The sequence below is a fragment of the Vibrio sp. 10N.261.55.F4 genome (assembly GCF_041470465.1).
Taxonomy (GTDB): domain Bacteria; phylum Pseudomonadota; class Gammaproteobacteria; order Enterobacterales; family Vibrionaceae; genus Vibrio; species Vibrio crassostreae_C.
In genome coordinates this window covers 113962-133826 of record NZ_JBFRMM010000015.1, presented here as the reverse complement: position 1 = coordinate 133826, position 19865 = coordinate 113962, and the positions used below count along the sequence as shown (strand labels likewise).

21 protein-coding genes are annotated in these 19865 nt (G+C 45.1%); 11 read left to right on the top strand and 10 right to left on the bottom strand.

From position 1 onward, the window contains the following. The first annotated feature begins 88 nt into the window (after positions 1-88). On the top strand, positions 89-1939 hold the full coding sequence (sppA, locus tag AB4249_RS08945) for a signal peptide peptidase SppA (RefSeq protein WP_372102855.1): 1851 nt from the start codon (positions 89-91) through the stop codon (positions 1937-1939). A gap of 118 nt (positions 1940-2057) precedes the next feature. Further along, entirely contained in the window at positions 2058-3074 is a 1017-nt protein-coding gene (ansA, locus tag AB4249_RS08940; RefSeq protein ID WP_372102853.1) for an asparaginase, read from the top strand. Between the two features lie 143 nt (positions 3075-3217). Here the strand turns inward: ansA and AB4249_RS08935 are convergent, their stop codons facing one another. Continuing rightward, complete coding sequence (locus tag AB4249_RS08935; RefSeq protein ID WP_010437067.1) at positions 3218-3499, bottom strand: YeaC family protein; 282 nt, start codon at positions 3497-3499, stop codon at positions 3218-3220. Positions 3500-3612: 113 nt separating this feature from the next. Here AB4249_RS08935 and AB4249_RS08930 point away from each other — a divergent pair, with 113 nt between their 5' ends. Then, a complete protein-coding gene (locus AB4249_RS08930) occupies positions 3613-4419 on the top strand; it encodes a DUF2989 domain-containing protein (RefSeq protein ID WP_017059380.1) in 807 nt (268 codons plus the stop codon). A 175-nt stretch (positions 4420-4594) separates the two neighbouring features. Here the strand turns inward: AB4249_RS08930 and msrB are convergent, their stop codons facing one another. Then, a complete protein-coding gene (gene msrB / locus AB4249_RS08925) occupies positions 4595-5032 on the bottom strand; it encodes a peptide-methionine (R)-S-oxide reductase MsrB (RefSeq protein ID WP_080582205.1) in 438 nt (145 codons plus the stop codon). Positions 5033-5351: 319 nt separating this feature from the next. Between msrB and gap the strand changes: the two genes are divergently transcribed. The 6 genes from gap to AB4249_RS08895 all read left to right on the top strand — a co-directional run bounded on the left by gap (position 5352) and on the right by AB4249_RS08895 (position 12069). Next, a complete protein-coding gene (gene gap / locus AB4249_RS08920) occupies positions 5352-6347 on the top strand; it encodes a type I glyceraldehyde-3-phosphate dehydrogenase (RefSeq protein ID WP_017059382.1) in 996 nt (331 codons plus the stop codon). A gap of 242 nt (positions 6348-6589) precedes the next feature. Beyond that, positions 6590-7474, top strand: coding sequence for a D-hexose-6-phosphate mutarotase (locus AB4249_RS08915; RefSeq protein ID WP_017059383.1), 885 nt, complete (start codon positions 6590-6592; stop codon positions 7472-7474). 111 nt (positions 7475-7585) lie between these two features. Next, the gene (gene rlmA, locus AB4249_RS08910; RefSeq protein WP_017059384.1) at positions 7586-8401 is read left to right on the top strand and encodes a 23S rRNA (guanine(745)-N(1))-methyltransferase; all 816 of its coding nucleotides are present in this window, start codon (positions 7586-7588) and stop codon (positions 8399-8401) included. 75 nt (positions 8402-8476) lie between these two features. Next, positions 8477-9430: a ChaN family lipoprotein gene (locus AB4249_RS08905; protein ID WP_017059385.1), complete on the top strand. Its 954-nt coding sequence runs from the start codon at positions 8477-8479 to the stop codon at positions 9428-9430. 276 nt (positions 9431-9706) lie between these two features. Further along, a complete protein-coding gene (locus AB4249_RS08900; protein WP_017059386.1) occupies positions 9707-10060 on the top strand; it encodes a hypothetical protein in 354 nt (117 codons plus the stop codon). A gap of 122 nt (positions 10061-10182) precedes the next feature. Beyond that, positions 10183-12069 carry a BCCT family transporter gene (locus AB4249_RS08895; RefSeq protein WP_372102851.1) on the top strand — a complete coding sequence of 629 codons (1887 nt, stop codon included), beginning with the start codon at positions 10183-10185 and terminating at the stop codon, positions 12067-12069. Between the two features lie 106 nt (positions 12070-12175). Here AB4249_RS08895 and AB4249_RS08890 read toward each other — a convergent pair whose 3' ends face one another. Continuing rightward, positions 12176-12613: a YcgN family cysteine cluster protein gene (locus AB4249_RS08890; RefSeq protein WP_017059388.1), complete on the bottom strand. Its 438-nt coding sequence runs from the start codon at positions 12611-12613 to the stop codon at positions 12176-12178. Between the two features lie 159 nt (positions 12614-12772). Between AB4249_RS08890 and AB4249_RS08885 the strand changes: the two genes are divergently transcribed. Then, complete coding sequence (locus tag AB4249_RS08885; protein ID WP_017059389.1) at positions 12773-13021, top strand: YkgJ family cysteine cluster protein; 249 nt, start codon at positions 12773-12775, stop codon at positions 13019-13021. A 93-nt stretch (positions 13022-13114) separates the two neighbouring features. Next, positions 13115-13804, top strand: coding sequence for an aquaporin Z (aqpZ, locus tag AB4249_RS08880; RefSeq protein ID WP_372055179.1), 690 nt, complete (start codon positions 13115-13117; stop codon positions 13802-13804). A 66-nt stretch (positions 13805-13870) separates the two neighbouring features. Here aqpZ and recR read toward each other — a convergent pair whose 3' ends face one another. The 7 genes from recR to AB4249_RS08845 form a co-directional block, all read right to left on the bottom strand. Further along, a complete protein-coding gene (gene recR, locus AB4249_RS08875) occupies positions 13871-14470 on the bottom strand; it encodes a recombination mediator RecR (protein ID WP_019823189.1) in 600 nt (199 codons plus the stop codon). A 78-nt stretch (positions 14471-14548) separates the two neighbouring features. Further along, the gene (locus tag AB4249_RS08870) at positions 14549-14878 is read right to left on the bottom strand and encodes a YbaB/EbfC family nucleoid-associated protein (protein WP_017062338.1); all 330 of its coding nucleotides are present in this window, start codon (positions 14876-14878) and stop codon (positions 14549-14551) included. Positions 14879-15030: 152 nt separating this feature from the next. After that, entirely contained in the window at positions 15031-17259 is a 2229-nt protein-coding gene (dnaX, locus tag AB4249_RS08865) for a DNA polymerase III subunit gamma/tau (RefSeq protein WP_372102849.1), read from the bottom strand. An 18-nt stretch (positions 17260-17277) separates the two neighbouring features. After that, positions 17278-17823: an adenine phosphoribosyltransferase gene (gene apt / locus AB4249_RS08860; RefSeq protein ID WP_017062340.1), complete on the bottom strand. Its 546-nt coding sequence runs from the start codon at positions 17821-17823 to the stop codon at positions 17278-17280. A 161-nt stretch (positions 17824-17984) separates the two neighbouring features. After that, complete coding sequence (locus tag AB4249_RS08855) at positions 17985-18356, bottom strand: YbaN family protein (protein ID WP_029225617.1); 372 nt, start codon at positions 18354-18356, stop codon at positions 17985-17987. A 74-nt stretch (positions 18357-18430) separates the two neighbouring features. Continuing rightward, positions 18431-18568, bottom strand: a complete 138-nt coding sequence (locus AB4249_RS08850) for a hypothetical protein (RefSeq protein WP_017067606.1) — start codon at positions 18566-18568, stop codon at positions 18431-18433. A gap of 148 nt (positions 18569-18716) precedes the next feature. After that, entirely contained in the window at positions 18717-19820 is a 1104-nt protein-coding gene (locus AB4249_RS08845) for a response regulator (RefSeq protein WP_102428821.1), read from the bottom strand. Positions 19821-19865: the final 45 nt, after the last annotated feature.

The window sequence follows — 19865 nt, the reverse complement described above, 5'->3', positions numbered from 1 at the left end:
ATTATCGTAGGATACTAAGCAGTTCATATTATTGAGATTAATGGTACTACGGCTTGTTAAAGCGACGTGATCTCACTGCGGAGACAGAATGAAAAAAATATTCAAATTTATAGGCATGTTCTTTAAAGGGATTTGGAAGCTCATTACGTTTGTACGTCTTGCGCTGGTTAACCTAGTCTTTTTACTCAGTATCGCCATCATCTACTTTGTGTACTTCCATTCAGATACGGCTCAACCGACGGTTCCTCAGGATTCGGCTTTAGTGCTTAATCTGTCTGGCCCTATTGTGGAACAAAGCCGCTATATCAATCCGATGGATTCGGTCACAGGTTCACTACTTGGCAAAGACCTTCCAAAAGAGAACATCCTGTTTGATATTGTTGAAACGATTCGCTACGCCAAAGACGATGACAACGTTACTGGTATCGTTTTAGCACTCAAAGAACTGCCAGAAACCAATCTGACCAAGCTTCGCTACATTGCTAAAGCACTCAACGAGTTCAAAGCAACTGGCAAACCAATTTATGCGGTGGGTGACTTTTACAACCAAAGCCAATACTACCTAGCCAGCTACGCAACTAAAGTCTTCCTATCACCAGATGGTGGGGTTCTTCTTAAAGGTTACAGCGCCTATTCGCTTTACTACAAAACGTTATTAGAGAAGCTAGACGTCAACACGCACGTGTTCCGGGTGGGTACCTATAAGTCAGCTATCGAGCCTTTCATTCGTGACGACATGTCAGATGCAGCGAAAGAATCTGCTTCTCGTTGGTTAGGCCAATTATGGAGCGCATATGTTGATGACGTTAGCAACAACCGTCAGATCGATGCTAAAACCTTGAACCCAAGCATGGACTCTTTCTTAAAAGACCTTGAGTCGGTTGATGGCGATATCGCAAAACTGGCAGAGAAGCTTGGTTTAGTTGACGAACTGGCAACTCGCCAGCAAGTACGACTAGAGCTTGCTGACGTCTTCGGCAGTGATGGTCAAGACAGCTATAACGCGTTTGGGTACTACGAGTACCGCACAACCATGCTTCCCGACCTAACAAGTGAATCGCACGATGTTGCTGTGATTGTTGCTAGCGGCGCAATTATGGATGGTAAGCAGCCACGTGGCACCGTTGGTGGTGATACGACAGCAGCACTACTTCGCCAAGCGCGCAACGACGACAAAGTAAAAGCCGTTGTACTTCGTGTAGACAGCCCGGGCGGCAGTGCCTTTGCTTCAGAAGTGATTCGCAATGAAATTGAAGCGATCAAGCAAGCGGGCAAGCCGGTTGTTGTCTCTATGTCTAGCCTTGCCGCTTCGGGTGGTTACTGGATCTCGATGGGTGCGGACAAGATCCTGGCTCAACCAACGACCTTAACTGGTTCGATTGGTATCTTTAGTGTTATCACAACTTTCGAAAAAGGGTTGAACGATATTGGTGTTTACACTGATGGCGTTGGTACGTCACCTTTCTCTGGTCTTGGTATTACGACTGGGCTTAGCGACGGCGCGAAAGATGCGTTCCAAATGGGCATTGAAAACGGTTACCGCCGATTCATCAGCCTAGTTGGAGAGAATCGCGGCATAGAAGTCGATGCTGTCGACAAGATCGCTCAAGGCCGAGTATGGACTGGCCAAGATGCAATCCAGAAAGGTCTAGTCGATGAAATTGGTGATTTTGATGATGCGATTGCGGCAGCGGCTTCACTTGCAGCGCTTGAAACCTACAACATCTACTGGGTAGAAGAACCACTTTCAACGACTGAACAATTTATTCAAGAGTTTATGAATCAAGTTCAGATGTCGATAGGCTTTGATATCCAATCAATGATTCCAAGCAGTTTACAACCTGTTACTCAGCAGTTAGCTCAAGATAGCCAGCTGTTAGGCAACTTTAACGACCCACAAGGCCGATACGCTTTTTGCTTAAACTGCCAAGTTCAATAAGATAAGCTCAACGCTTTGTTATCAAGAGGCGCCTCTGTGTGAGGCGCCTCTTTTTATTGCATGATAATTCGCTATAATCGCCCCCCTGTTCCCTATATCACACTAAGTATTAATCGCCATGGAAAGAAAACACATCTATATCGCGTATACCGGCGGCACAATTGGCATGCAGAAGTCTTTGGACCACGGCTATGTCCCTGTCGCAGGTTTTATGGATAAGCAGCTAGCTGGCATGCCTGAATTCCATCGCCCAGAAATGCCTGAGTACACCATTCATGAATACTCTCCATTAATGGACTCTTCAGATATGACGCCACTTGATTGGCAAACTATCGCTGATGACATTCGCGCGAACTACGATAAGTACGATGGTTTCGTTATCCTGCATGGCACAGACACTATGGCTTACACTGCCTCTGCACTGTCTTTCATGCTTGAAAACCTCGGCAAACCTGTGATTGTTACGGGCTCTCAGATCCCATTAGCAGAGCTTCGTTCAGACGGACAAGCAAACCTGCTGAATGCGCTACACATTGCAGCAAACTACCCAATCAACGAAGTGACACTGTTCTTCAACAACAAGTTGATGCGTGGTAATCGCAGCACAAAATCACACGCAGATGGCTTCAATGCGTTTACCTCTCCAAACCTGAATCCATTGCTAGAAGCGGGTATCAATATCCAACTTAGCAATAACGTAAAGGTAAACGAACAACCTAAAGGTGCTTTCAAGGTTCATAACATTACTCCGCAACCTATCGGCGTAATCACAATGTACCCAGGCATCTCACACGAAGTTATCCGTAACACGCTATTACAACCTGTTAACGCGATGATTCTGCTTACTTTCGGTGTGGGTAACGCACCACAAAACCCAGAACTGCTTCAGCACCTGAAAGATGCCTCAGAGCGCGGTGTTATTGTGGTGAACCTAACTCAATGTTTGGCTGGTAAAGTCAACATGGGTGGTTACGCGACAGGTTGTGCACTAGCAGAAGCGGGCGTGGTGAGTGGTTACGATATGACACCAGAAGCGGCACTGGCGAAGTTGCATTATCTATTAAGCCAAAACCTAGGCTACGAAGAAGTGAAGGCTCAGATGCAACAAGTATTGCGCGGTGAGATGAGCTTATAACCTGTTCAAGGATTCACGTTAAAGCCAGTTATTCTATGAAAGTAACGGCGGCTTAACGTGAACTAAATCGTTTTATTGCTTATAAATAAACGAGTTAAACTAAAAGGGGTGGCACATTGCCACCCCTTTGTTGTAATTTAAGCTTAATGATTCGGGTTAACCCTAACAATGTCTTCTTGATCTGACTTAAACTGTTTCTTTAGTTCAGACTTAGATTTAAAGCTAATCTCACCACCAGCTGCAATTGTCATATGTTGAGCTTCAGAGTTATGTTTAGATTGGTATAACATAACCGCTTGCATACACGAGTCGCGCTGTTCTTTTGAGAGCGCCGTACCTTCTGGCCATTTACCCGTTTCAACTGCGTAGGTTAAACGTTCGTAGACCTCGGGTGTCATTGCGCTAAGAAGTTGTTCTGCATCCATGGTAAAGCCTTAGTTTTAACAATTTTCACCAGAAAATAACCCGTAACAGAATTGAGTCAAGAACCTGACCAATAATAAGTGCATCTGATCACAAGTGAAGGAATATGAAAATTATGAAATGGTTGGCGATTAGCCTATTGCCTTTCACTCTGGTTGGGTGTCTTGAAGGGAACAAAAATACCGATCAACTGTGCCAAAGCAATCCGGGTCTTCAGTGTGAACAATTGAACATGAACGATGGGCAATGTCGTGTCGCACGTACCGACCTCATCTGGCATCGATTTGAAGTTCAGAAGCAACCCACCGAAATCAACAAAATTAAAGAATTCGAATTAGTCACTGCCTACAAAAAGTGCCTAGAGCTCGCGGCACAGATCGAAACGATCGATCAATCTAAGCTGCAAGAGCGTCGCTTTACCTCTTTAATGCACAGTATCGAAGAGTCTGAGCGCATTGTTGATGAGCTATCGAAATCTGATACACCGGAAACGCTTTACTTCTTGTGGTCGCAAACTGGGGACACCAATGCCAGACGCAGTTTCCTACAACTAGAAGGCTCTGAAGCGTTAAACACAGCTGAGATGCAATATGCCTTGGCAACCTTCTATACCACCCGCAATCATATAAAGACACTTAAGCTACTCAATAATGCGCTAACGCTTTCTAATGGCTCGGTAGCCAACACTGAAATCTTCAAGTCGATGGCCAGTATCAACCACAGCCTGGGACATATGGAAAAAGCGTACGTTTGGGCAATGGTTGCCAAAGACTTTGACGTGCCGATTGCTTCTGAAGCCGAGCTCACGGTGTTGTACCATTTCGACAAGGCAACCTATAAGAAGCTAAATAAAGACGCAGATAACATCGTCGAAGCGATTGAGGATGGAATTTACAGCCCTTCAATCGTCCCGAGTTACTGATCGCTTCATTTATAGTGTTCTTACTTAAGCTTCTTATTCACCTGCTTTCAAATAAAAACAGCTACCTTTTTGGTAGCTGTTTTTATTTGTACTAGAGTTAAATCTGAAATCTTGGGCGTTTCAGCATTCCTAAATCGACAAATGCGACCTGTAAGGATTAGACAATAGTTACAAGTTATTTCGTACTTTCGTCATTTTTGTTGAAAATTAACGACACTGAATTAACACAGAACCGTTCACCTGTGGTCTTCGGGCCATCTGGAAAAACGTGACCTAAATGGCTATCACAGGCGGTACAACGGATCTCTACACGCTTCATTCCGTGACTTAGATCTTCTATATAGCGTACTGCTTCATCATTCACTGGGGCATCAAAGCTTGGCCAACCACACCCAGAGTCATATTTGTTATCCGACAGAAACAAAGGGCTTTCACAGCATGTGCAGCTATAGACGCCAGTCTTATGGTTGTGCAGTAACTTGCCGCTATATGGGGCTTCAGTACCACGCTCACGACACACTGAAAATTCGTCGTCCGTTAGGCGCTCACGCCAGTATTCATCAGGCTTTATCATATTTCCTCCCTTTTGAATCACGTTAATATCTCTCCACATTCTCAGTTATTATATTTACTTTTTTCTATAAAGGCTTGCATATGAGTCGTTTTGTAGCACATACTTTCTCACCAGGAAACATTGTACATATACACTCATAAGTGAATCATCATTTAGGGGTATTTTACCCAACTGGAAGGGTACAGAGCCACTTGCAACGGTCAATTTTCAATCACTTACACCCAATTGTTAAGAAAAGCGTCGCTTTTTTTTGACATTAAACAAGTTAAGTCGGATTATCTATTGCAGATGTATACTGGATTCTGTAATTTTACTACCAGTTATCTTTAATCAGAAATTAAGTTGTGGAGCAACTACAATGACTATCAAAGTAGGTATTAACGGTTTTGGCCGTATCGGCCGTTTCGTATTCCGCGCAGCTCAAGAGCGTGCAGACATCGAAGTAGTAGGTATTAACGATCTAATCGACGTAGAGTACATGGCATACATGCTTAAGTACGACTCAACTCACGGCCGTTTCAACGGTACTGTTGAAGTTGAAGGCGGTAACCTAATCGTTAACGGTAAAACTGTACGTGTTACAGCTGAGCGTAACCCAGAAGACCTTAAGTGGGATGCTATCGACGTAGACGTAGTTGCTGAAGCAACTGGTCTTTTCCTAACTGACGAGACTGCACGTAAGCACATCACTGCTGGCGCTAAGAAAGTAGTTCTTACTGGTCCTTCTAAAGATGCAACTCCAATGTTCGTAATGGGCGTTAACCAAGCATCTTACGCTGGTCAAGACATCGTTTCTAACGCTTCTTGTACTACTAACTGTCTTGCACCTATCGCTAAAGTACTTAACGATAAGTGGGGCATTGAGTCTGGTCTTATGACTACAGTTCACGCTACTACAGCAACTCAAAAAACTGTAGATGGCCCTTCTGCTAAAGACTGGCGCGGTGGCCGTGGTGCTTCTCAAAACATCATCCCATCTTCAACTGGTGCTGCTAAAGCTGTAGGCGTTGTTCTTCCAGAACTAAACGGCCTTCTAACTGGTATGGCTTTCCGTGTACCAACTGCTAACGTATCTGTAGTTGACCTAACAGTTAACCTAAAAGAAGCTGCATCTTACGAAGAAATTTGTGCTGCAATGAAAGAAGCTTCTGAAGGCGAAATGGCTGGCGTTCTTGGTTACACTGAAGACCAAGTAGTATCACAAGATTTCATCGGTGAAGTTCAAACTTCAGTATTCGATGCTAAAGCTGGTGTTGCTCTAACTGACAAATTCGTTAAAGTTGTATCTTGGTACGACAACGAAATCGGTTACTCAAACAAAGTTCTAGACCTAATCGCTCACATCTCTAAGTAATTTCTTTTTAGAAATCGCTTTAGATAAGCATTAGTGAAGACTGTTTTGAGCAGACTTTGAAAAAGGCGACCTTAGTGTCGCCTTTTTAATGCCTGCTATCTTTTAAACCGCGTCTGTCTAAGCTCATCAAGATAGCCCAAACGCAAAATTCAATTCTAATACTGACTCTGCTTGTTACTCATGAAAACACAAGCATCACTCTAGTCAGCATTTGAATTCAATTTCCTTAGAAGGATCATGTAATGGATTTATCTACTCTACCTGCACTGGCGGTACTTTCTGACAACGTCACTATCGTTGAACACGAAGGTGTAAAACTGGTTCGCGTTATCCACGATAAAGCAAACGCAGCGATTTCACTGTTTGGCGGCCATGTGGTGTCATTCCAACCGCAAGGTCAAGAAGACCTAATTTGGATGAGCCAACAAGCTAAGTTCGATGGTAAAACGGCTCTGCGTGGTGGTATTCCAGTATGTTGGCCTTGGTTTGGTCGCATTGCAGCACCAGCACATGGTTTTGCCCGTTCAAGTGAATGGCAATTGGTTGAACACCGTGAAAGCGAAGCTGGCGTGATTGTTAGCTTAGGTCTGAAGCCAAGCGAAGAGACGCTAGCAGTATGGCCTCATCAGTTTGATGCTCGCTTGAATGTTGAGATCGGCGAACAACTAAAAGTAACGCTGGACGTGAAGAACACTGATTCTCAGCCATGGACTTTCTCTGGTGCACTACACACTTACCTAAACGTTGGCGATATCCACAACACAACCACCACTGGTATGGGTGCTGAGTACATTGATAGCCTGCAAGGTGGCAAGAACTGCCAAGGTGGATCTGAACTGGTACTGACCGACACGATTGACCGCGTTTACACGCAACCAGAAGCGCAAATCTTTGTTGCTGACAAGAAGCTGGATCGCACGCTAACAGTTGAAAACCACGGTCATAACTCTGCAGTACTGTGGAACCCGTGGGCAGAAGGCGCTGCAAGTATGGGCGACATGCAAGACGATGGTTACCTAACTATGATGTGCGTAGAATCAACACTGCACGCGCCAAGCCTAGAAGCCGGTAAAACACTCCGGCCGGGTGAAAACCACCAACTGATCACTGTGATTAGTGCCCAATAACCGTATAAATACAGTTATAAAAAACGATTTTTGAGCGGCTTTATGTCGCTCTTTTACTTTTTGGTTTTAGCTCGTTACACTTGCGCTGTCTATTCTCCTTTAGAGGTCTCCATGACTTACCAATGCCCTTTGTGTCACCAACCTTTATCTCAAAACGATCGTACGTTTAAGTGTGAAAAGAACCATCAGTTCGACCTAGCGAAAGAAGGCTACGTCAATTTGATGCCTGCGCACCACAAACGCTCAAAAGATCCAGGTGACAACAAAGAGATGATGCAGGCACGTCGTCGCTTCCTTGAAGGTAACCACTATGACCCAATGCGCCAAGCGGTGGTGACGTTGTGTTCTCGCTATCTACCAGAAGAGACGCCTAGCCTATTGGATATTGGTTGTGGCGAAGGTTATTACACCAACGAAATTGCTGTGAATCTTCAAGAAAAGAAAGGGGCTACTTTTGGCCTAGACATTTCTAAGATTGCTATCAAATACGCCGCTAAACGCTACCCTGCTGTCGACTTCTCAGTTGCATCAAGCCATCGCCTACCCTTTGCTGAAAACAGCTTAGACGGAATTCTACGCATTTACGCGCCTTGCAAGGCTGAAGAGTTACAACGCACCATCAAAGATAATGGTGTGGTGATCACCGTGACACCAGCTAGCCGACACCTGTATCAACTGCGTGATGCAATTTATGATGGCGTTCGCTTGCACGACGAAGATCCAGAAGTGATCGAAGGTTTTACGCTTGAGCATCAAGAGCAACTAAACTATATGATGGAACTATCGGGGTCAGATGCATTCGACCTGCTACAGATGACGCCGTTTGCTTGGAAGGCGAGTGAAGAGTTTAAACTACAACTCACCGAGGCAGAGCAATTCAACTGTGAAGCTGACTTTATGCTGCGAGTGTACCGCAAACAAATTTAATTGATATTGATTATCGTTTGCATTGAAATCTTATCTTGCCTCCTTTAGTATGCGTGTTCTTCAAGGAGGCATTTCATGCAACGTATTATTCTTATCGGATTAGCTACTCTTCTCACGGCTTGTGCTAGTCAACCTGCAAAAGACACTTCTCAAAAAGTGGCTCAAACGGAATCCGTTTCCACATTCTATGACTACCAGTTCGCTTCTCCACAAGGCGAAACACTTTCTCTCGATGCATTACCCGAGCAGCTGATTGACGCTGATGTGGTTCTAATTGGCGAATGGCACACGCATTCTGCCATTCACCGCTTCCAAACCGACTTCTTAAAAGCGCGCCGCAACGCAACATCAAACATTGCGCTTTCAATGGAACAGTTCACTCGAGAGCACCAAGCCACACTTGACCAATACTTAAACGGCGAAATTGGCGAACAAATTCTCATGTCTCAAGCGGCAGCTTGGCCAAATTACGAAAGTGATTACCGCGCGTTAGTTGAGTTCGCAAAAGCCAACGACGTCGATGTTATTGCGGCAAATGCACCAAAGCCATTCGTGCAGTGTATTGGCCGTAAAGGATTGCCTTACCTAGACCAATTATCGACCGAGCAACGCCAATGGATTGCTGCCGAAGTGGATACTGGCGATAGCCCTTACAAAGAAAAGTTCATGGCTTCTATGCATCACGGTACGCCAGAGCAAACAGAAAAGCAGTTTGCCGCTCAGGTTACCTGGGACGAAACCATGGCTGAGTCGATTGTGGATTACCTAGCATCAAACCCTGATAAACAAGTGATTCACGTGGCTGGCAAGTTCCACACCGAGGGTGGTTTAGGGACGGCGGCATCAATTCTACGTCGTAACCCTGATTTAAAAATCGCCATCATCAGCCCGGTTGAAGCGATCTCATCGGATAGCGGTGATTATCAGCTTGAAGTGCTTTCGCCGCCGGCTCGCTTTGTAAAGAAAGAGAACCGAATGAAGGCATACAAGCATCTGTCAAAACGTAGCGCTAGCCTAGAGTGTGAGTAGGATCTGTTGATCCACTCTTCTAAGCTAAAGAGTCGATGGGCTAATCCTAGATAATTAGCCCATCGTCACAACTTGATCACGTTCCCGTCATTCATCCTAACTCTATCTAAAATCAAACATTCTTATCGGCACAAGACTTGCTTAGTAAATAGACGATTTAACCAAGCAGACGAAAATGTAATGTGCGAATAAAAAAACATCACTATCGATGATTAATTGCACAAGTTTTTCACACCTCTGCCGATACTATATTTAAGGATAGGTAAGGAGAGCTATATGACGCCAGTAGGAACGAGTAATACTCAGCTGTATTCGCCTTCGCAGATGAACGCTAAGAGTTCAGCTAACGAAGCTGAAAAGCCTACACCGCTTAAGGTTGAGCAAAATACGGTTAGGCTTTCTGATGAAGGCAAAGCACTCTTATCTGCCCTAAAAGAAATTGATAAAGAAGCGAAGAAAGTCGAAGCAGAAAACGCGACAGTTACCGATAAAGTTGAGTCATTCGCTCATGGTGCCTTGGGTATGGATCACCCAGATAAGATTGAAGAAGAAGATGATGGTTCTTATTCAGCGGGGCAATACCTGTCCGCAGCGGCAACCGTAGGCGGTATTCTTCTCGCACTCATTTAGCCTTGCCAACCTATCGCATTCTCTAGAATAAAAGCGATTTATCGTTACGACAATAGACCCGATTAGGTCTAAAAAACGAGTTCATTCCATAATTCCGCTCTCATTTTAATGGAATAATACTCGTGAAAAACACTTTTGAGCTTATCGATAAGCCAACCTTTTTTGGTGCTATAGCACTCCTACTCACGATAGTTTTCCCGCTCATTTTGTTCCCTGCACAGGGCGCAGACTGGATTGCGGTTGCGAAAACATTCATGACTGATCAACTCGGATTCCTGTATCTTGCTCTAGGTCTCGCAGCCTGTGCATTTATGGTGTACGTAGTATTCAGTGATATGGGACAAATTAAACTGGGCGAAGCTGATGAAGAGCCTGAGTTTAAAACTGCATCATGGGCTGCCATGCTATTTTGTGGCGGTATCGGTGCAAGTATCTTGTATTGGGGCTGTATTGAGTGGGCTTACTACTACCAATCACCGCCTTTCCAACTAGAACCTGGCAGTGAAGAAGCAGTACGCTGGGCTGCGACCTACGGCCTATTCCACTGGGGACCAATCGCATGGTCTATCTACCTAATCCCGGCAATTCCTATCGCTTACTTCTTCTACGTACGTAAACAACCTGTTCTAAAGATTTCAAGCGCATTAATGCCTGTTCTTGGTGAACACCGTAGTAAAGGCGTACCAGGAAAGATCGTTGATATCCTATTCATTTTCGGTCTATTAGGCGGCGCTGCAACAACATTAGGTTTAGCCGCTCCTCTGATCACTGAAGGTCTAAATCACCTATTTGGTCTACCTAAAAATAACCTAACGCAAGTGATGGTGCTTTTAGTGTGTACTGCGATTTTTGCTTACTCATCTTATGCTGGATTGGAAAAAGGCATCAAGATCCTAAGTAACATCAACTTCTGGGGTGCGATGGGTCTACTGGCTTTCGTTCTGATCGCGGGTCCAACAATCTTCATGTTAGAAACAGGCTTAGACTCAATTGGTCGTCTACTGTCTAACTTCTTCGTGATGGCAACGTGGGCTGAACCATTTGGTGGTTACGGTACATTCGAAAACACTCACTTCCCACAAGACTGGACGATTTTCTACTGGGCATGGTGGCTAGTATTTGCACCGAGTATGGGTCTGTTTGTTGCGCGTATCTCTCGCGGCAGAACCATCAAACAAATGGTGTCAGGGTCGATCTTCTTTGGTTCTCTAGGTTGTTTCCTGTTCTTCATGATCTTAGGTAACTACGGCCTATCACTGCAGCTTTCTGGTGAGCTAGATGTCGTTGCCATTTTGAATGCGGAAGGCGCAACCAAAGCTATCTTCTCGATGCTTGCACAATTGCCAATGAGCACGCTGGTTATCGCTGTATTTACAATGCTGTGTATCATTTTCACGGCAACAACATTTGACTCTATCTCATACATCCTAGCGTCTGTTGTACAAAACAACGTGACCGAAGAGCCAATGCGCTGGAACCGTATGTTCTGGGCATTTACTCTGTCGTTCTTACCAACGATTCTAATGTTCTTAGGCGGTCTAAGTACGCTACAAACGGCGGCGATTGTTGGTGGCTTACCACTGCTTGCTATCTCTGTGATGCTGATGATTTCAGCGGTTCGTGCGACTAACCTCGACCTACGCCATCAAGATGCGTATATCGAGCCAACGATCAACATCGAAGAACTGCCAGACATGGACCCTTGGTCTGCTGAAGGTATGGCGTTGGCTCAGTTTGAGAAAGAAAGAGATGCAGCACAAGAAGCCGCAGAACTTGAGCGTGTTGCTTACACAGAACTTGCCGCAGTGAAGAAAGAAATTCGCGCTTATGTGTTAGAACAAGGTTCACAAATGGAAACTCACGAGTTACCAGAGAACCTACAACAAGCACTTGAGCAGGCCGAGAGTAATCTTAGTGCCGCACAAGCGAAAAAGATCGAGTTATCTGAGCAAGCTCAGAATACTCGTATCACGTTCAATCAGGTGGTTGCAGACTTACCGCTTGCTTGACATTAGCCATGACACAGTCCATTGATTTGGACCCTCCTAAATACGACAAAGGCTCACAGAAATGTGAGCCTTTTTTTTATTCGGGTGATTGACTAGTCTTCGTTAACTAGCGGTTCGGGTGGTTCAAGATGTGATCTTCCCAATCGACAACATCGATTTCGTATACCACTTTGTTACGAACGCTTTCACCTGCTGCATGCATCTCTGTTTTTGATCCGGTGATCAACGGGTGCCATTCAGGAATCGGCTTAGATTCTGATAAAAGGCGGTAAGCACAAGTGTCTGGTAGCCAGTGAAACTCATCGATCTTGTCACGAGTCAGCTTCAAACACTCTTCACCTGAAGTGAAGCGGTTCGGGTAATCTTTACACGAACATGTTTTGTCGTTTAACCAGCTACACGCCACATTGGTGTAGTAAACTTCATCGCTATCTTCATCCATTAGTTTATGTAGGCAGCACTTACCACAACCGTCGCAAAGTGATTCCCACTCATTCTCGGTCATCTGTTCTAGTGTCTTTTCTTGCCAAAATGGATTCGTCATAGGATTACTTCTTACTCTTTTACTGGGGTGCGTGTTATACCGCTAGCCCATAAAAAGTTCAAGGATAATAATTGTTCATTCTTTGATTCAATCAACAGCTGTCACTCTCATCATTTTTTGCTACTATCGCGCACCCTGTTATTTAGTGAGTTTAATTTGATGGAATGTCGCCTAGGTTGTGGAGCATGCTGTATCGCTCCAAGTATTACATCTGCTATTCCTGGAATGCCTAATGGTAAGCCTGCTGGGGTACGCTGCATCCAATTAAATGAGCAAGATCTCTGCAAATTATTTGGTCAACCTTCACGCCCGAAGGTATGTCACCAATTCAAAGCTTGCCCTGTCATTTGTGGTAAAACCGACCAAGAAGCGCTTGATAACCTTATTGAGCTCGAAGCAATAACTTAACAATACTTTTCTTCTTATATATGCCCAAGATTTCACAACTTTGATAGAACTAAACTATCTTATTGATACTGGTAAAGATTAATAAGGATAGTTATGAATAAGTATATCGCAGAAATGTTCGGTACATTTTGGTTGGTGTTAGGTGGTTGTGGTAGTGCCGTCTTAGCCGCTGCTTTTCCCGATGTAGGTATCGGCTTACTCGGGGTTTCCCTCGCGTTTGGTTTAACCGTACTCACCATGGCTTTTGCTATTGGCCATATATCCGGCTGTCATCTCAACCCTGCTGTTACAATTGGTCTTTGGAGCGGTGGCCGCTTTGATGCCAAAGACGTCGCACCTTACATTATTGCCCAGGTCATTGGCGGTATTATCGCGGGTGGAGTGTTATTTGTGATTGCTTCAGGCCAAGCAGGTTTTGACGCTGCGGCATCTGGCTTTGCTTCAAATGGTTACGGTGAACACTCACCGGGCGGCTACTCACTAACTGCTGCACTGGTCTGTGAAGTGGTCATGACCATGGTGTTTCTATTCGTGATCATGGGCGCAACCGATTCAAAAGCCCCTGCTGGGTTTGCACCGATCGCAATTGGTCTCTGTTTGACCTTGATTCACCTTATCAGTATTCCCGTAACCAATACTTCTGTGAACCCTGCTCGAAGTACCGGCGTGGCTGTATTTGTCGGTGATTGGGCCGTTTCGCAATTGTGGCTATTCTGGGTTGCACCGATTATTGGTGCTGTAATTGGCGCGATGATATACAAAGCGGTAAGAGGTTCAGATTAAGCGCTGAAAAACGTCTAAAGCAATAAAAGAAAAAGCCGCTTAGTGATACTTCACCAAGCGGCTTTTTTAGATCTTATGACGACCGAGTAAGGAGTGCGAAAGCGTGGTGCCATCCACCAGCTCTAGCTCACCACCAACGGGAACACCATGAGCGATACGGCTTGCGTTCACTTCATGGGCATTACATAGCTCAGCAATGTAATGCGCTGTCGCTTCCCCTTCAACTGTTGGGTTAGTCGCTAGGATTACTTCCGAGATATCACCACGACGCAGGCGGTAGTCCAAAACATCGAGACCGATGTCACTTGGACCAATACCATCAAGTGGTGAAAGATGACCCATCAATACAAAGTAACGACCTGAATATTGGCCAGTTGCTTCGATAGCTGCAATGTCTGCAGGGCTCTCTACTACACAGATTTGACCATTTTCCTGACGTTTAGGATTGGTACAAATGTGGCAAGTATCTTCTTCAGTAAAAGTACGGCACTCATTACAGTGACCAATTTCGGTCATTGCTTGGCTAAGAGCTTCAGCCAACTGTAGGCCGCCTTTTCTATCGCGCTGTAACAAATGAAAGGCCATACGCTGCGCCGACTTGGGGCCAACCCCAGGTAGACAACGTAAGGCCTCCATCAAATGCTCCAGCATATGACTGGTACGCATATTTAACCGTTCTAATGTTCAGGTAATAGCCTGTTCAACACAAACCACCACCTGAATTAACCTTTAAGAATAAGTTACTTAGAAAGGCATCTTCATACCTGGTGGAAGTTGCATTCCGCCAGTTACGCTAGCCATTTTCTCTTTTTGAGTTTCTTCAACGCGACGAGCCGCATCGTTGAAAGCAGCAGCGATAAGATCTTCAAGCATCTCTTTATCGTCTTCCATTAGGCTTTCATCGATATCAACACGGCGAACGCTGTGGCTACCAGTGATCGTTACTTTTACAAGGCCAGCACCTGACTCACCTGTAACTTCCATATTTGCGATTTCTTCTTGAAGCTTTTGCATGCGCTCTTGCATTTGCTGGGCTTGCTTCATCATGTTGCCCATACCGCCTTTACCAAACATGTTAATACTCTCTGGTCTAATTGGTTTATTAAAATTAATTAAGCTATACGAGCTTAAATGGGGGTTAAAACAGTGTGATTCAACCCCTCGATGTTCAGTTCTCAGATTTGCTTATCTGGGATGATATGCCGGTCACTAAACAAGAAAACGTTCTAGATAGGACGAACGCTGTCTCTGTCGAGTTCAGCGGCAAAACGTCTTTCAATGAACTGTACGTTGGCATCGTTTTCTAAAGCGGTAAACGCGTCTTTCAACTTACCTTGATACAGTCGTTCTCGTAATTCTAGCGGCGTTTCTCCACCATCACCGATTTCAACACTCAAATGACACTCTTCTCCAAGCACAGTATTGAGAGACTGCAATAGCTCACTCTGCGCACGGTCGGTATTCAAATGAGCTTGGCTCGCTCTTAACGTTAAAGTGATTGATGTGTCGTTTTTAGCAAACACTGAGTTCAATGCTAACTGTTCAACAAGCTTGGCTGTCTCTAGCTTTTGAATCGTGGCTGACCATTCATCTTGAGCAATCGACTCTTGAAGCAATTTATCGACCATTTCTGGTGTCTTAATATGCTCCAACGCACGTTTGATCTGAGTAGGTGTAAGCTCTTTGCTCACCTCTTTCACTACAGGTTTAGACGGTTTCCAGCGATAAGGTTCATTATCGTTGGTCACATTTTCTGTCGAAGAGGCTGATAAAGAAGCTGGCGACACCCGCTCAGAACCACCGTGTTGCTGAGCAACTCGATCAAGAACTGAAGTTTTAGCTGGTGTCGCTTTAGCCTTTTTTGGCGCCGAGCCTTTGTTTTCTGTTGCCGAACTGCCTCTACGTTGAGAACGTAATTGGTGGCGTAAACCACTCATAGGCGAAGTTGCACGCGCTGGCTGCTCTTGCGGAGCAGAAGGTGCAGCGCTTGGCTGTTGAACCGGGCTCTGGTTTTGATAATTCGTTTGTTGCTGCTGAGGCTGATCTGCACCGTAGCTTGGACGCTCATCATAAGCAGGAGGCGCGTCATACTGGCTATGCGGGTAATCCTGTTCTGGATAACCTTGGTTACCTGAATGATCAGCGTAACCTTGCGAATCTGAATACTGTGCTGGATTCTGCTGCGGAGCCTGTTGCACCGGTTGCTGCTGCATAGCTTGCTGTTGAGGCGCCTGTTGTTGCATCTGAGGCTGTCTCGGAGCTGCCATTGGCGCAGGTTGACTCACTGACTGAGCAACGTTCTGAGCTTGAGCTGCTGGAACTGGCGCTGGGCTTGCCGACTGAGTCGAGATTGCAGTAGCAACCGCTTGTTCAGCAGGTCTAAAGGCCAACATGCGTAAAACTACCATCTCAATACCAACACGAGCAGTTGGCGATAACGGTAAGTCTTCACGACCTTTCAACACGATCTGGTAGTAGAGTTGAATGTCTTGTGGGCTAAGCGCTTTGCTCAGTAGTTCAAGCTTCTCAGCGTCAGGCTGTGCCTTATCTAATGTAGATGGCAAAGCTTGGAACATCGCAAGACGATGCAGTTGGGCCGCAAGCTGATTCAGCAAACCATCCCACTCAACACCGTTCTCAGCAAGGCTTTGGATACACGCCATCGCTTGCTGTGGCTGCTTACTGCTAATCGCTTCAAGCAAGTGGATAGCTTGGTCGGTATCCAGTGTTCCGAGCATGTGAGCAACAGTATCTGTTACGACATTGCCGTTACCCAATGCGATAGCTTGGTCTGTAAGGCTTAGCGCATCACGCATACTGCCATCAGCAGCATGAGCAATCATTCCAAGCGCACGAGATTCAGACGTCACATCTTCTTGTTCAAGAATATGATCGAGCTGCTCGTGAATATTATCAACGCTGATCGGCTTAAGATGGAACTGCAAACAACGCGACAAGATCGTTACTGGAAGCTTCTGTGGATCCGTTGTTGCGAGCAAGAATTTCACATACTCAGGCGGCTCTTCTAAGGTCTTTAGAAGCGCATTAAAGCTGTGCCTAGAAAGCATGTGAACTTCATCGATTAGGTAAACCTTGAAGCGACCACGTGCAGGCTTGTACTGAACATTGTCCAGAAGCTCGCGGGTATCTTCTACCTTAGTTCGTGATGCCGCATCGATCTCGAGCAGGTCAACAAAGCGACCTTCATCGATTTCTTTACAGGTTGCACATTCACCACAAGGTGTTGAGGTAATGCCTGCTTCACAGTTGAGTCCCTTAGCAAACAAACGACCGATGGTTGTTTTACCAACACCTCGTGTACCGCTGAACAGGTATGCGTGGTGCAACCTATTCTGGCTAAGGGCATTCTCTAATGCTGTTAAAACATGGGCTTGACCAACCACTTCTTTGAATTTGGTTGGTCGCCATTTTCGCGCTAACGCAAGATAGCTCATGAATAATTCCGAAAAGGATTAATGACCGTCGAATTCGCAGATGCTAAACACTTCTAGACCTAAGCCTTGTAAGCGCTTGTCACCACCGATTTCTGGAAGGTTAATAACAAATGCAGCGTGTTCTACCACACCACCAAGCTGACGAATCAACTTTGTTGTTGCTTCAATCGTACCGCCCGTTGCTAGCAAGTCATCAACCATAAGCACTTTATCGCCTTCAACGATAGCATCAGTATGGATTTCTAGAGTGTCGGTGCCGTACTCAAGCTCATAAGATTGTGCCACAGTTTGACGAGGCAGCTTGCCCGGCTTACGAACAGGAATGAAGCCAACACCTAGCTCAAGTGCCAAAGGCGCACCAAATAGGAAACCACGAGCTTCAGTACCAACGATCTTAGTAAAGCCCATGTCCTTGTATGTTTCCGCTAGCAGGTCGATAGTCGCTTTGTAAGCTACTGGATCTTCCATCAAGCTTGTTACGTCACGGAACAAAATACCCGCTTTAGGGTAATCAGGAATGCTTTTGATGCTTGCTTTGATCAGAGAGATTTTTTCTGTGTTCATAATCTTATGCACTTCATTAGGCCGCTTTCCAAACTCTCGTTAACGAATCAAACATCAACGCTCGGAATTAAGGAAAGGTACGATTGGTATTCATTGCAACGAGAGTCATAACTCTGATTGCTGAAATAATAAACGCCCGCTATACAAGCAGGCACACTGGCTTAATGGTAGTGATTTTCTTTGCTGTCAGCAACCAACTCATGGGTTGGAAGTCGCATAAACCATGTGAGAAGAATAACAAGTACACAAATTAGGAAAGCCTTGACCCAAATGATAGGGGCAAAGTAGATGGATAACGCAAAACTCAACAAGATAAAGAATACGCCACGCGTTTTAACTTGTTTGGTGACGGCACCGTGTTGATACCAATTGTTCAGCAAAGGACCCAGCGTTTTGTGCTCATGCATCCATTTATGAACTTTCGGATTGCTTCGCATGAAGCATGCGCTGGCAAGAAGGAGAAAAGGAGTGGTTGGCAGAACGGGCAAAACTATCCCTAGAACTGCGAGAAATATACAAAGGCCACCAGCAATATTGAGGCTTAAAACTCGAACGCTAATTGTGGCCTCCTTGAGTTAGCTATCACCAATCGGCGACGACAGCTTAACTAGAATGTTGCGTAACCATTGAATACACGGATCAACGTAAGTGTTGCTGGTAGCAATGGAATCATTAAAAATGCGGCTAAAAATCCTAAAAAGTAGAATACATTAAACGGGTCTTGAAAGTCTTTGTTATCTGCCATGATTGCTTCTTGTTTTTGTTAGTGAAGGTAAGTATCCGGCGAACCAAACCCGCTTTGCCAAATCGACATTTAACAAAAAAGGCATAGCCACACCATTTGCGCAACTATACCTTAATCAATTATTCACAAAAACCGAGGAAATATAGGGTTAATCAGTAGACCCTTGGTGTATGTCTAAACTAAAACTTGCCGCTCCAAGTAGGCTCAACGACAGTTGGCAGCCCTGTTCGATCGGAAGGTCCCGCGTAATAAAGTTCTTCTTGCAGTTCTCACCCAAGCGCTCACCTGCTGCAATATATTGATTCAATTCACCATTCGACCATTGCCCGTCTAGACCCGCAGGCAAAATGGAGATGGTTCCCTCGGCAAGGTCAGCAACACCAAACAAGGCATTCACTGGGGTGGAGCATTTAGAGCAACGAATCCCCTTCTCTAAGATTTCAGCAATATCTTTGAGATCAACATTAAAATCTTTTCTGTTTCTTATGTAATCGTGGAACAGCGCTCTCACTAACAATGTTGTCGCGGAGCCGCCATTATCAGACGACGATGAATCGACGAGGTAAAAAGCAAACTGCCCGTTCATCATCCACGCATAGTCAAACACAAGTGGCATCATCTCTGTTGATTGCAGTAACCGGTAACTGCAACGCCATGAGCCTTGTCGCGTATCTTTCTCTGGAAGCAGCGCATGCAGTAAGTCTTTTGCTGCGCTTGGGTTATCTTGAAGGTAATTCAGGTGCCAATGCAGTTCTTGGTCTTCAGGGATCTCTCCCCCATCATCCACACAGAACCATTGGCTCGAAAAATCTCGTTGGTCTGAAATGTTATCGAACGAATCTGTCAATGTATTCGCAATCGCACTTCCTAGGTGACGGTGATCCTCTAACGGCTTCGCCAAGAAGTCTTTAATACCAAATCGCAAGGCTTTCGCCACGTCAGACATATCATCAGTGCCAGACACAACGATCATAGGCAGTGACGGGTACTCTAAACTGAGCTCTTCCACAAGCTCTATGCCATCAAGTATTGGCATTGATAAGTCACACACAATTAAATCTGGCGTTGAGTCTCTAAGTTTCTGCAAAGCGTCCAGTCCATTTTCAGCCTCAACCACTTTATAACCGACCTTGTCTAGGTAAGCGCTGGTTATACGGCGAAAAATAGGATCATCATCAACCAACATCACGCATTTTTGGTTAATTACTTCCTGAGCCGAGGTCATTACTGGCTGACTGTGAGTTTTGTACATAATCTATAACCTCACAAAACTAAGTCGAATTATTATTGTTATCTG